This window comes from Testudinibacter sp. 'clade 2', from assembly GCF_006227735.1.
Taxonomy (GTDB): Bacteria; Pseudomonadota; Gammaproteobacteria; order Enterobacterales; family Pasteurellaceae; genus Chelonobacter.
Genome location: NZ_VDHB01000040.1, coordinates 1 through 12,845, shown reverse-complemented (window position 1 = coordinate 12,845; position 12,845 = coordinate 1). Strand labels below are relative to the sequence as shown.

Annotated in this window: 15 protein-coding genes; 4 read left to right on the top strand and 11 right to left on the bottom strand. The window is 45.6% G+C overall.

The genetic code is table 11. The features are described 5' to 3' along the window. Window positions 1–30: 30 nt before the first annotated feature. The 5 genes from FHQ30_RS04145 to FHQ30_RS04125 all read right to left on the bottom strand — a co-directional run bounded on the left by FHQ30_RS04145 (window position 31) and on the right by FHQ30_RS04125 (window position 5,596). Window positions 31–1,047 (bottom strand): LacI family DNA-binding transcriptional regulator, encoded by a 1,017-nt coding sequence (locus FHQ30_RS04145; protein ID WP_267963759.1) that lies wholly within the window; start codon window positions 1,045–1,047, stop codon window positions 31–33. Window positions 1,048–1,067: 20 nt separating this feature from the next. Then, window positions 1,068–2,339, bottom strand: coding sequence for a TRAP transporter large permease (locus FHQ30_RS04140; protein ID WP_132965100.1), 1,272 nt, complete (start codon window positions 2,337–2,339; stop codon window positions 1,068–1,070). Beyond that, window positions 2,339–2,845: a TRAP transporter small permease gene (locus FHQ30_RS04135; RefSeq protein ID WP_139610569.1), complete on the bottom strand. Its 507-nt coding sequence runs from the start codon at window positions 2,843–2,845 to the stop codon at window positions 2,339–2,341. Before FHQ30_RS04135 ends, FHQ30_RS04140 begins: the two co-directional genes overlap by 1 nt. A 49-nt stretch (window positions 2,846–2,894) precedes the next feature. After that, window positions 2,895–3,896: a TRAP transporter substrate-binding protein gene (locus FHQ30_RS04130; protein ID WP_139610570.1), complete on the bottom strand. Its 1,002-nt coding sequence runs from the start codon at window positions 3,894–3,896 to the stop codon at window positions 2,895–2,897. 230 nt (window positions 3,897–4,126) lie between these two features. Next, the gene (locus FHQ30_RS04125; protein ID WP_139610571.1) at window positions 4,127–5,596 is read right to left on the bottom strand and encodes a glycoside hydrolase family 1 protein; all 1,470 of its coding nucleotides are present in this window, start codon (window positions 5,594–5,596) and stop codon (window positions 4,127–4,129) included. A 121-nt stretch (window positions 5,597–5,717) separates the two neighbouring features. Here FHQ30_RS04125 and FHQ30_RS04120 point away from each other — a divergent pair, with 121 nt between their 5' ends. After that, complete coding sequence (locus FHQ30_RS04120) at window positions 5,718–6,350, top strand: DUF1007 family protein (RefSeq protein WP_139610572.1); 633 nt, start codon at window positions 5,718–5,720, stop codon at window positions 6,348–6,350. Next, a complete protein-coding gene (locus FHQ30_RS04115) occupies window positions 6,341–7,378 on the top strand; it encodes a nickel/cobalt transporter (protein ID WP_139610573.1) in 1,038 nt (345 codons plus the stop codon). Before FHQ30_RS04120 ends, FHQ30_RS04115 begins: the two co-directional genes overlap by 10 nt. On the opposite strand, the gene FHQ30_RS04110 is transcribed toward FHQ30_RS04115, so the two are convergent. The 5 genes from FHQ30_RS04110 to FHQ30_RS04095 form a co-directional block, all read right to left on the bottom strand. Beyond that, window positions 7,368–8,012: an ABC transporter permease gene (locus tag FHQ30_RS04110; protein WP_267963760.1), complete on the bottom strand. Its 645-nt coding sequence runs from the start codon at window positions 8,010–8,012 to the stop codon at window positions 7,368–7,370. The genes FHQ30_RS04115 and FHQ30_RS04110 overlap by 11 nt on opposite strands. After that, on the bottom strand, window positions 8,003–8,143 hold the full coding sequence (locus FHQ30_RS13415; RefSeq protein WP_267963761.1) for a hypothetical protein: 141 nt from the start codon (window positions 8,141–8,143) through the stop codon (window positions 8,003–8,005). The genes FHQ30_RS04110 and FHQ30_RS13415 overlap by 10 nt, the downstream gene beginning before the upstream one ends. A gap of 3 nt (window positions 8,144–8,146) precedes the next feature. Continuing rightward, window positions 8,147–8,725: an ABC transporter ATP-binding protein gene (locus tag FHQ30_RS04105; protein WP_176552600.1), complete on the bottom strand. Its 579-nt coding sequence runs from the start codon at window positions 8,723–8,725 to the stop codon at window positions 8,147–8,149. A 127-nt stretch (window positions 8,726–8,852) separates the two neighbouring features. Further along, window positions 8,853–9,800, bottom strand: coding sequence for a type I pantothenate kinase (coaA, locus tag FHQ30_RS04100; RefSeq protein ID WP_139610575.1), 948 nt, complete (start codon window positions 9,798–9,800; stop codon window positions 8,853–8,855). A gap of 125 nt (window positions 9,801–9,925) precedes the next feature. Further along, window positions 9,926–10,732 carry a Cof-type HAD-IIB family hydrolase gene (locus FHQ30_RS04095; RefSeq protein ID WP_139610576.1) on the bottom strand — a complete coding sequence of 269 codons (807 nt, stop codon included), beginning with the start codon at window positions 10,730–10,732 and terminating at the stop codon, window positions 9,926–9,928. Window positions 10,733–10,868: 136 nt separating this feature from the next. Here FHQ30_RS04095 and FHQ30_RS04090 point away from each other — a divergent pair, with 136 nt between their 5' ends. Next, complete coding sequence (locus tag FHQ30_RS04090) at window positions 10,869–11,591, top strand: phosphoribosyltransferase family protein (RefSeq protein ID WP_139610577.1); 723 nt, start codon at window positions 10,869–10,871, stop codon at window positions 11,589–11,591. 26 nt (window positions 11,592–11,617) lie between these two features. Here the strand turns inward: FHQ30_RS04090 and FHQ30_RS04085 are convergent, their stop codons facing one another. Next, entirely contained in the window at window positions 11,618–11,977 is a 360-nt protein-coding gene (locus FHQ30_RS04085; RefSeq protein WP_139610578.1) for a RidA family protein, read from the bottom strand. Window positions 11,978–12,182: 205 nt separating this feature from the next. Between FHQ30_RS04085 and nfuA the strand changes: the two genes are divergently transcribed. Beyond that, window positions 12,183–12,764, top strand: a complete 582-nt coding sequence (nfuA, locus tag FHQ30_RS04080; protein WP_139610579.1) for a Fe-S biogenesis protein NfuA — start codon at window positions 12,183–12,185, stop codon at window positions 12,762–12,764. Window positions 12,765–12,845 lie beyond the last annotated feature (81 nt).

The following is a 12,845-nucleotide window of genomic DNA, read 5'->3' as shown; positions in this document are numbered from 1 at the left end:
GATCAACAGACCCTAAATACTGACAATGATTTATTCTGTTGACTCTCTAATGATTAGCTCGCCCGGATATAATACCGTTTGAAAATCTGAACGCTCTCCATTCATTCGCTGGTATAGCAATGTGAATGCTTTATACCCTATTTGAAACGTAGGTTGCTTCAAGGTCGAAATTCCAACTCCGACGACAGAAGCCCAAACCGGATCATCAAAACCCAGTAAACCGATATCCTTACCCCATTCCAATTTTAAACGTTTTAACGAGAGTGAGATATTCAGTGTTACCGCCCCGTTGACCGAAATGATCGCTTTGCGCATTCCTCGATTTCTAGCACAAAATTCTGCAATAATACGGTCTACTTCCTGTGCGTTTTTGCTATCATGCAGCTCCGCCACTTCACCGATACAGGGTTGATTCAGTGCAACAATCTGTTTAAAGGTCTCGATCCGTTTTTGCCGCGGTTGAATATCATCCACCGTTTCCGTGATAAAAAGCATTGCTTCAAACCCAGAATTTAACAAATAATGCGTGACCTCCGTTGCCGCCTGCACATTATCCAAGCCTACCACATCACAGGGCAAATCATAAATTTGGCGATCTACCGAAACCGTCGGTAGGGAAAATTGTTTAAAATTATCATCATGCGCCCGCAACGCATGAATAATCACCCCTTCCACCTGGTAACTACGCAAAAGTCGCAAAATTTTGCACTCCCGCTCGATTTGATTGTTGGTATTAAAAACCAGCAAGGTGTAATCATGCTCTTGACTGGCCGCTTCGATTCCCTGCATAACATCAATCGAATAAGGATTATTGATATCGGCAAAAACCAGTGCCACCAATCTAGTGCGACCGCACTTCATACTACGGGCAATCTGGCTAGGTTGATAATTTAAGCTTTCGATTGCTGCCGCAATTTTGTGCTGCATATTTTCTGAAAGTATTGCAAACTCCCCATTCAAATAGCGTGATACGCTGGTTTTTCCAACTTTTGCCAGTTTTGCCACATCACTGATCGTCGCTTTTTTATCGCCGGGAGCCATTTTCATGCTGAGCCATCCTAATTTATTTATAAAAGGATATTATTCAACAAAATCGCCGGCATGAAAATCACAATAGCCAAGACAATCAAAATAATCGCTAAATATGGCATAACAGCTTTAAATGATTTATCTATCGGCAAATTTCCGATGACACTGGCGATCAACAAACATAAGCCATACGGCGGCGTAACCAATCCCATTGCTAAGGTAATAATGATGATGATACCCAACTGTATCGGATCAACCCCGATTGCTTGCGCTACCGGATAAATTACCGGTACAAAAAGTACCATCGCCGGAATAGCATCCATAAAGGTGCCGATAAATAAGAAGAATACAATAATCAACAGTAGGAATAGATATTGGCTGCCACCGATATCATTGAAAAAACCTGCAACTAACGTATTGATTCTAAAATATCCCAGAAATTCGCCTAACGCTGAAGCTGCAGCCAACGCAAATAAAGAGAGGCAGCTTAGTTTTAAGGTTTCGACCAGAATTTTTGGCAGATCTTTAACCGTAATGGTTTTGTAGAAATAAGCACTGACAAAATAAGCATACACAGCCGAAAATGCTGCCGCCTCGGTTGGTGTGAACACCCCAAACACGATCCCGCCAATAATAATCAGCGGTGTGATCAAAGCCGGAATCGAGTTTTTAAAGAGCAGCCAAAAAACAGGCCATGGCATTTTAGCTTCTTTCGGTAGAGCCGTGCGTACTGCAACATAGTAAATAAACAACATCATACCAAGACCAATTGCGATACCCGGTAAAATGCCGCCGATAAAGAGCTTACCGACCGAAGTATTAGTTAACCCGCCATAGATAACCATTGTGATACTCGGCGGGATAATACTACCGATAGTAGAAGATGCCGCAGTCACACCGACGGCCATTTCTCGGCTATAGCCTTTTTCGATCATATTCGGAATCAGAATTTTACCTACTCCCGCGGTATCAGCTTGTGAAGAACCGCTCACCCCGGCAAATAACATCGAAACCATTACATTAGCATGCCCCAAACCGCCCGGACATCGACCGACAATGCCTAGTGAGAAATCGATCAATTTTCTGGAAATATTACCTTGATTCATAATGGTTGCGGTCAACACAAACAACGGTACTGCCAACAACACATAAGAGTTCAACCCGTAAAACATTTTCATAGGAATCATGGTATTTGGTACACCACTGATAGAGCTGATTCCGATTAAGGCTGCGATAGCGATCGAAAATGCAATCGGAATACCAATAAGTATCAATATGATAAATAGAATAGTGACCAATAAGAGTGTCATTATTTTTCCCCCGAAATGTCATCTGTTAACAGAACACCTGTTTTTAAGGCAATAACTTGTTTAATCAGATCTTCAATCAAATAGATCGCAATGCTGATAAAAGTAATCGGTAGAATCAGCCAAACATAACCTTGTTTTAAACTTGGAATGGTAACCCAACGTGAATTCCAAAACGTATTGGTGATTTCACTGCTATAAACAAAGCAAAAAGCGCAAAAAACAATAATAATCAGATCTTGCAAGATAATTAATATCGGTTTTTTCTGTGTTGATAGCTGACCATTCAATAAATTAAAACTGAAATGCTGCTTGCGTTTCGCCATCACCGCCGCCCCCAGCAACATCGACCAAATAAACGCATTGACCGATACCTCTTCAGTCCAAGTCGCACTGATCCCCGAATAACGTGTACCGACTTGAAGCAGGGTCGTTATCACAAAAACCACCAAAAATAATGTACCCAGCGACAGTTGTATTTTTTCCAGATAATCCGTTAGTTTTCGCATCTCTCCCCCTCATTCAAGCCCATCAACCAAATACCATCATTTAATAAATTTACTGCGTATCTCGAATTTGTTGCAGCGTATCGGTCATACCATATTTTTCAGCCCAGCGATCTTGAATAATTTTCGCTGCATCGGAGAAAGGGACAGTATCTACCTCATTAACAATCGCACCATCAGCAATCGCTTTGTCTTTATATTGATGTTCTTCGCTATAAATGGCATTGCGCTCGGCTTGAGTCGCCTCTTGGACGGCAGTTTCCAAAATTGCTTTTTGCTCCGAGTTCATTTTGTCCCAGATACTAGCTCTGATCAGCAAAAAACGAGTGGTGTAATCATGAGCAGTTTCAGAAATGTATTTTCCGTTAGCTGTTTTGTGGTGTTCCATCGGTACAAGATATGGATACGCATTTTCTGAACCATCAACCACATTGCTAGCCAGCGCTTGATACAACTCAGCCCATGCAACTGAGGTCGGAATTGCTCCTATTGAACTCCAAAAATCAGAAACAACCCCCGCTGTCTGGGTTCTGATCTTTAAGCCTTTTGCATCTGCAGGAGTATTTATTGGCTTTTTACCATACCAGTGACGCACACCAGCGGTCCAATAGCCGATCACATAATATTTATTACCTGATTTTTGATAAATAATATCCGCAATTTTTTTACCGATATCCCCATCAACGACCTTTTCCCAATGTTGATAATTGTTGAAAAGATACAATAGAGAGAATAAATCCACTTCATCAATCCCAGCTGAAGTCATAAAACCGGGTGAAACCAAGACAATATCAGCACCGCCCAATACCAATTTTTCAACCAGCTCGTTTTCATTGGTACCGATAGTGCCTGCATGAACTTCAATATCAAATTTTGCAGATTGTTCAGCAGACTCTTTAAGTTTTAACATTCCAGTTTGATACGGGCTGGTTATATTGGTTTGATTGTGAGCCGCCACCAATTTAAGAGGTTTATCAACACCGACACTTGAATTATCTGCTTCCCCGCAACCTACAATGGCTAGGGACATTAACAACATTAATATTTTTTTCATAAATAACCTCGTTGATAAAATAGATTGACTTTATGGAACTGGTTCCATAAAAATAAAATAGAGCACTTTATGAACGATGTAACGTTTTTGATAATGAATTTGTGATGTATCTCAAACTATTTTTAAAAATAGCGAATTAAGAGCGGTAGGGAATAAAAATAACAGCAACAATTTAGCCAACCGCACTTTACCGTTATAAAACGTAAAGTGCGGTATTGCTTATGGCGTGTTTAGCTCAGATCTGCACCGTTGCTGGCGATGACTTTTTTGTACCAGAAGAACGAGTCTTTACGTGAACGGGCTTTTGTGCCGTTGCCGTCATCATCAATATCGACATAGATAAAGCCGTAGCGTTTTGACATTTCCGAAGTGGACATGCTGACTAAATCAATCGGGCCCCAGCTCAGGTAGCCGCGAAGATCGACGCCGTCGTTAATTGCTTCCTGCATTTGTTGAATGTGGGTGCGGTGGTAGGCAATGCGGTAATCGTCGTGAATGCTGCCGTCCGCTTCCACTTGATCGTATGCGCCTAAACCGTTTTCCACGATAAACAGTGGGATTTGATAACGATCATACATATCGTTTAAGGTGATGCGCAAGCCGACCGGATCGATTTGCCAGCCCCAATCGGACGCTTGCAGATACGGGTTTTTCACTCCGCCCATCAGGTTGCCACCCACTTTCTCCGCATTGTCATGGGTGGTTGCGGTCAGGGAAACGTAGTAGCTGAATGAGATAAAATCGACTGGATATTGTTTTAAAATCGCATCATCGCCCGGCTCTTTGTGAATGCGCACATTGTTTTCCGCCCAATGGCGCAGCATAAATTTCGGGTATTCGCCACGAGCGTGCACATCGGTGAAATACAGGTTTTGTTGGTTGAGCCATTGCGCCAAGCGTTGGTCTTGTGGATCGGCGGTGTAGGCGTAGTGCGGCAAGCGCGCCAGCATACAGCCCATTTTGCCATCAGGGATAATCTCGTGCAGACGTTTGGTCGCCAAGCTGCTGGCAATAAATTGGTGGTGCAGCGCCTGATATTTGGCATTTTCCTGTTCGGCTTGCGGCACGCGGTCAATCACCACCCCGCCGCCGGTAAACGGACTGTGCATGGTGATCATATTGATTTCATTAAAGGTCAGCCAGTATTTCACCAAGTCTTTATAGCGGGTGAACACGGTTTCGGCATAACGCAGGAAATGCCCGACCACTTCACGCCCAAGCCAACCGTTATATTTTTCGGTTAAGCCGAGCGGCGTTTCGTAATGGCACAGGGTGACCATCGGCTCAATGCCGTGTTTGTGCATTTCTTTAAACATCGCTTCATAATATGCTAAACCGGCTTCGTTCGGCTGTTCATCGTAGCCGTTGGGAAAAATCCGTGCCCAATGAATGGAAATCCGCAACATTTTGAAGCCCATTTCGGCAAACAACGCAATGTCGTCTTTATAGCGGTGGTAAAAATCAATCCCTTCTCGTTTTGGAAAGCGGGCTTGTTTTTTGCCGCTTAAAATATCGGCTAATTCTTGCGAGCTGATCTCGATTGAGGCACTGTGTGCGCCACGTTCGGCTTTTGGCACATACGCCACCATATCGGCACTGGATAAGCCTTTGCCGTCGGCATCAAAGCCGCCCTCGATCTGGTTAGCTGCGGTTGCACCGCCCCATAAAAAATCATGTGGAAAGGGTTTTAAATTGCTCATATTTTCCTCCTCGTAAAATTCTACTACATTGGCTTTAATTTAACACGAAAGCAGACAAGCTGTTAAAATGTTTCTAAAATAAGCAGGCGAAACCTGCACAATATCAACCAGAGGAAAGACTATGCGCCAAGTGCGGTCGCTGATACTACTTTGTATCGGACTTTTTTCGTTTCATTCAGGCTGGGCACATCCCCATGCCTTTATTGATATGCAAACCCAATTTTTGATTAAAGATCAGCAGCTCATCGGCTTGCGCATGGCGTGGTTGTTTGATGAGGCCGCTTCGTCGGAGTTGATCTACGACATTCAGATTAGCCAAAATCCGGCGGAAACCAAGCGGCAAATCAGTGACAGGATTATGCAGAATATTGTCAATCAGCACTATTTCAGTTATTTTTACGACAGTCAGAAAATTCCGCTAAAATATACCAGCAAGCCGGATCAATACCAATTGAATGTGATCGGCAATCATATTCTGTTTAGCTTTAATTTTTACCTCAGCCAAGCGCAGCCAATCCACAATTTTCATGGTACGTTGTCCAGTTATGATCCCAGTTATTATGTGGCGATGACCTATCCGCAAGCGCCAGCCCGCACGATTGCGGATTATCCGCAATGCCAAGTGACGCTGCAAACGCCTGACGTCGATCAAAAAATCAAGGATTATGCGGCTTCCTTAGACAAAAGCCAAAAAGATGAGGATATGACACTGGGCGCACTCTTTGCACAGCAGGTGGTGCTTTCATGTCAGTAAAATTCAAAGCGGTTTATTTGCCGTTGCTGCTGTGGTTTGTGTTGTTGCTGATTTTGATCGCTATCTATCCGCATTTATTAACCAAAACCGTGGAATGGCAGCGGGAATTTAACCAACTGATTTCCACCACACTAAAACAGATCAATCAGCAACCACAGGAGGCCGGCAGCTGGCTGGTTGTCATCAGTTTTGCTTACGGGTTTCTGCACGCTGTCGGCCCGGGACACGGCAAATTTATTCTGAGCGGCTACCTTGCCACACACCCGATTCGGCTGAAAACCAGTATTCGTCTGACCCTGCTGGCTTCGTTATTGCAAGGGGTGGTCGCCGTGGTAATTATTTCGTTGATTGTGGTGGTTTTAACCCTGTCAGCCGGTTATTTTCGGGTGACCCAGCTGTGGTTGGAACGGGTTAGTTTTATTCTGATTATTGCCTTGGGCAGTTATTGGCTGATCAAAAACAGCCGACAAATTTATCGCACATGGCGCCAACCCAAGCCTCAAACCGCAATCGGTAACATTACACAAATCCGCCAACTGGATGCTGAATTACAAATCAAGCCGGGCTTGATTTCGCCGCTGACCGCACTTTCTGTGCCGAATAAATCAGCGCTAAATCAGTGTGGCTGCGGACATCAACACCTAGCTGATCCTGCTCAAATCAACCATCTGCATGATTGGAAATCACAATCGATGGTGGTGCTCAGCATTGGTATTCGTCCGTGCAGTGGTGCTATTTTTGTGCTGTTTTTGGCTTATATGTTGGATCTCTATCGTTGGGGCGTGGTGGCAACAATGGCGATGGCACTCGGCACCGGAACGGCGTTGACCCTGTTCGGGCTGCTGGTGTTATACACCCGTGATCGTATGCTGAAACTCGGCCAAGACTATTTTTCTGCCCGTGTTTCCGCCTATTTTCCGCTGCTGGTAAAAATGCTGTTCGGGCTGATTTTGATCACGCTAGGCACGGCACTGCTGCATGGCACCACTTTGCCGATCAGCGGCGGAGCGGCGATTTTCAGCCGTTAAAATTCAATTGATTGCGTTGATTATATAAAGTGCGGTGGCCGAAATACAGTGCGCCGTACAGCGCTAAACTCACCGTAGTACAAATGGCGATCATAATGGCGATTTGATACAGCACTGCGGTGCTGGGCAAAGTACCGGACAAAATCTGCCCTGTCATCATGCCCGGTAAAGCGATAATGCCCATACCCAGCATCGAATTCAAGGTCGGTAAAAGTGCGGTTTCCAGCGCTTGGTTGACATAGGGCAGCAGAATTTTCGACGGTGCTGCGCCGAAATTCAGCAACACCGTGATTTTGTCCCGTTCCGCAGCCAAACTTTCACGAAAAGTTTTCAATCCCAAATTAAGTGCGGTCATTGCATTGCCCATAATCATGCCGCCGAGTGGGATGACATATTGCGGATCAAACAACCCCTGATTGGTCACCACCACCACAAAAAACGCAATGATGCTCAGCCCGGAAAACATCATCGACAACGCAACCGCACTTTTAAAACGATGATTGAGTGTGGGATTTTTCGACAGCACTCGATGAATAGCAAAAGCAACCATTGCCGCCACATACAAAATGGTGAAAATCGGGCTGGGGTGACCGAAAATATAGGTCAGCACCCAACCGGCAATAATCAGCTGCACTTCATACGAATACTGGCGATCAATAGCAGTCTAGATTGTTGAATCCGGCTTTTTTTCATCACATACAGCACAATCAGCAGCAACAGGTAAACCAGACTGAAATTCAATAGGTTCATATGGACATTATTCATTGGCTACTCCTTGCTAATTGCCACAATAGCATCCGCATGCCGTCGCACCAATTGTTGATCGTGGCTGATCGCCAGCACCGTAATTTGCTGCTGGCGGCAATAGTTTAGCACCGCACTTAATACCGCTTCGGCTAACTGGTTATCCAGTGCGGAGGTCGGCTCGTCCAACATCAATACTTTCGGCTGCAAACTCAGCGCAATTGCTAAAAACACCCGTTGCTGCTCGCCACCGGACAACACGCCACACTGCGTGTCTAAGCCAAAATTCGCATGGCATAAACGCAGGAAATCACTCATTTCGGTATTATTCGGCAGCGGTTTGTCTAAATAATCATAAAAATGTTGGAAGTTTTGTTGAATCGTCTGCGGAAACAGAAATAGCCGTTGATTGACCAACAGCACTTGTCGCCGCAGTTCTAGGGTGTCCCACTGCGCAATATTTTTTCCTTGATAGAAAATCTGACCATGCGTGGGGGATTCGGTAGCATTAATCAAGCGCAATAAAGTGCTTTTGCCACTGCCGCTGGCGCCTTGCAAAAAAGTGACCTGCCGAGCGGCAATCTGTACATCAGGATAGCACAACAACTGTTGCGCTTGAAAACGGAGCTTGTTGCAACGTAATAATCGGAGTCATTCGGTATTGCTACATTCGCAAGAGATTAAATAGCGTCAGTATAGAAGCCGTTGTTCAGAAAGTAAATCGCCACAGCTATTTGCGTAGTTTAACTCGTTCAATTTCATGGTTGCCGCTTTTCACCAGAATCAAGTTGGCACGTTCACTGCTTGGCAGAATATTTTGCTTTAAATTCAAGCCGTTGATCGTGTCCCAAATATGATGAGCGGTGGTTATCGCTTCCTGTTCGGACAAACGGGAATAGTGGTGAAAATAGGCGTTCGGGTCGCTGAACGCTCCTTGGCGGAACGTCAGAAAACGCTTGGTGTACCACTCTTTCAGCAGCGCTTCTTTGGCATCGACAAAAATCGAGAAATCGACAAAATCCGACACAAACAGACGATCAGGATGAGTGCTGTGATTGGCGCTGGTTTGCAATACGTTCAAGCCTTCCAGAATCAAAATATCCGGTTGGTCGATCACATTGTACTGATCCGGCACAATATCGTAGCTTAAATGGGAATAAATCGGCGCTTTCACACCGCTCTTGCCCGATTTAATATCGGAAATAAAACGGATTAAACGTTGGGTGTCATAAGAGACCGGAAAACCCTTTTTATGCAGCAGATTGTCCTGTTGCAGCTTTGCCAGCGGATAGAGAAAACCATCGGTGGTGATCAGATCCACTTTGCGCTTTTTCGGCCAGTGGCTCAGCAACGACTGCAAAATCCGTGCCGAGGTGCTTTTGCCGACCGCAACGCTGCCGGCAATGCTGATAATATAGGGCACTTTTGGGGCTTCGATTTCCAAAAAGCGTTGCAGCACCGTTTGGCGACGCAGATTCTCTTCAATGTAATAGTTGACCAAACGAGTGAGCGGCAAATAGATGGTGCTGACCTCTTCCAGCGACAACTCTTCATTAAAGCCCAACAACGGCTCCAAATCCTGTTGCGTTAACGTCAGCGGTACCGATTTACGCAAAGCCGCCCATTGCTGACGGTCAAATTCCAAAAACGGCGTAAATTTTTTCTGTTGCGATCCCATGCTCTGCTTCTTTCTCCGACTCTAATGGCAGTCAATTGACAATGGGCGATATATTGCACCGATTAACCGCCAGAAGCAATCATCAAATCGGAAATAATCGCGTCTCTTCGGCAATTTTGCCACAATCAGCGAATCAAGCCCAACGTTTGCAGCCCGTTATACAGCCCGTCATCAGCAATATCGTCAGTGACATAATTGGCAACCGCTTTCAGCTCCGGATGTCCATTGCCCATCGCCACACCAAAGCCGACTTCACTCAGCATTTCAATGTCATTTAGCCCGTCACCAAACGCCACCGCATTTTCCGGTTTCAAGTTAAAATGCTCCAGCACCGCATGAATACCACGCGCTTTTGAGCCGTCGGCCGCCAACAGATCAACCGAGAAATCATGCCAGCGCACCACTCGGAATTTATCGCCTAAAATACCGGAATCGGCAATCATTTGATCATGGCTTTCATCATAAAAGATCAGCATTTGATAGACCGCATGGTGACGGAAATAGTCTTTATCAATAATGTAGCGGTCGGTTATCGGTCGAATTGCTTGATCCAAACGTTCAGTCACTTGGTTGACGGCTACATGCTCCTCCGACACAAAAGCATAGTCAATATTATGGCGCGCAAAGAAGGTGACTAAACGTTCAATATCGGCGGTTGCCAGCGGAAATGTGGCTACCGGCTGTTGTTGGTAGCAATTATATTGTCCATTAATGGTCACAAACAGCTCAATCGGCAAGGTTTGTCGCAGTTCATCAATCTCCTTTGGAAATGAACACAGCGAACGTCCGGTGGCGATCGCCGGAATAATGCCGTTTTGTTTTAAGCCACTAAGTGCGGTGTGAACCGACGGTGGCAAATGTTGTTGATGCTTGATATATAAGGTTTCATCGATGTCGAAAAAGACGATTTTGATATTTTTCGGGTCTAGCATGTCAAGGTCCAAACAAGTAAAAGGTAATCTCAGTATAAAGGATTTTTTCGATCCGGATCGGAAAAATATCACCGATTTTCCAATTCACACTGCGGTTGGCTTATTCTGGTTTAGGCTCAACAACATCAGGGAAATTATGCAACGGTTTAAAGCGTCACTTAGGACATCAATCGAAGCGTGGCTAGACGCCGGTTGTGTTTGCTGCCAAAAGCGGTTGATGATTGCAGCGCACGGCATTTGCAGCGATTGCAACCGGGAAATCAAACGCTTTGCCTATTGCGGCAGTTGTGGCGCGGAATTGGCATTTGATACGCTGCATTGTGGCAAATGTCTGACCGATCCGCCACCATGGCAGCGACTGGTCACCATCAGCCATTTTCAGCCGCCATTGTCCGATTTGATTCACGCCTTTAAATTTCAGCGCCAGTTTCAACTCGACCGCACTTTAGCACGCTTGTTGCTACTAGCGGTTAAACAGGCGCAGCGGGCACACGGCTTACCCCTGCCGGAGGTATTGCTGCCAGTGCCGTTGCACCCCCTGCGCCAATGGCAGCGTGGCTATAATCAAGCAGGATTGCTGGCGCAACAGCTTTCCCATTGGCTAAACATTCCGAATGATAACCGCTTATTACAACGGTTACGCCACACGCCGCCGCAACGTGGATTAGACAGCAAACAGCGGCGCAACAATCTGAAAAAAGCCTTTGTAATAAATCCGAAAATCAGTGAAATCGATTACCGCTCGGTGGCGATTATCGATGATGTGATCACCACCGGCGCAACCATGGCGGAACTCTGCCGACTGTTGCAAAAGTGCGGTATCCAACAGATCCAAGTTTGGAGTCTGTGTCGTACTTAACTACGCGATATGACTCAGTTATATGGCTAAGTACGATCAACCTGCAACGCCGACACTTTAATTTCCACTTTCCAGTCGGCTTTTGCCAATTTTGCCTCAATACAAGCACGTGCCGGGCTGTGCTGCGGATTGACCCATTCGTCCCAAGCGCGGTTCATGCCGTCATAATCCGCCATATCGCGCAGAAAAATGGTCGCTTCCAGCAGCTGGTTTTTATCTGAACCGCACTTGGCAAGCCAACTGTCGATCTGAGCCAACACATCACGGGTTTGTTGATAAATATCGGCAGCACTGTTTTCCGGCACCATACCGGCAAGAAAAACAAAGCCGTTGGCGGCAGTGGCCTCTGAAAAACGCGGGGTTTGCCCGAAATATTGGATTGCCATGAAATTTGCTCCTGATAAAAATGGGGACTTATCTTAACACAAGTTCTTAAGGAAACCCGAAAAACACAGCGCAGTGAACACAAACAACGTTGCCACTGACGAAAAACGGAAAAACTGGAAAAAGATCGGATTAAAGCGTATTATTTTGCCAACTGAATTCCGACAAGATAAGTCGGATATTATCCCTATAACATCAAGGTGAAATATGTATATTCAAATTTCCGATAGCGCACAGGCGCATTTCCGCAAACTGCTTGATCAACAAGAAGAAGGCACCAATATTCGTATTTTCGTGGTCAATCCCGGCACCCCAAATGCCGAGTGTGGCGTGTCCTATTGCCCACCAAATGCGGTCGAAGCGAGTGATAGCGAACTGAAATACGACTTGTTTTCTGCCTTCGTCGATGAAGTCAGCTATCCGTTTTTGGAAGCAGCGGAACTGGATTTCGTCACCGACGATATGGGTTCACAGCTGACCTTGAAAGCCCCAAACGCCAAAATGAAAAAAGTGGCGGACGATGCGCCGTTAATCGAGCGGGTGGATTATGTGATTCAAACCCAAATCAACCCGCAACTGGCAAACCACGGCGGACGAATTACCCTAATCGAACTGACAGACGATGGCTATGCGGTGCTGCAATTCGGCGGCGGCTGCAACGGCTGTTCAATGGTGGATGTCACCCTGAAAGACGGGGTTGAAAAACAACTGCTGGAACAGTTTGCCGGTGAATTACACGGCGTGCGTGATATCACCGAACATCAACACGGCGAACATTCGTATTATTAGATTATCGCTACTACGCTCAAATGATTGGCAAAGGTAGTTTATGCAACAAAGTAGTTTATGCAACAAAGTAGGGGCGGATTA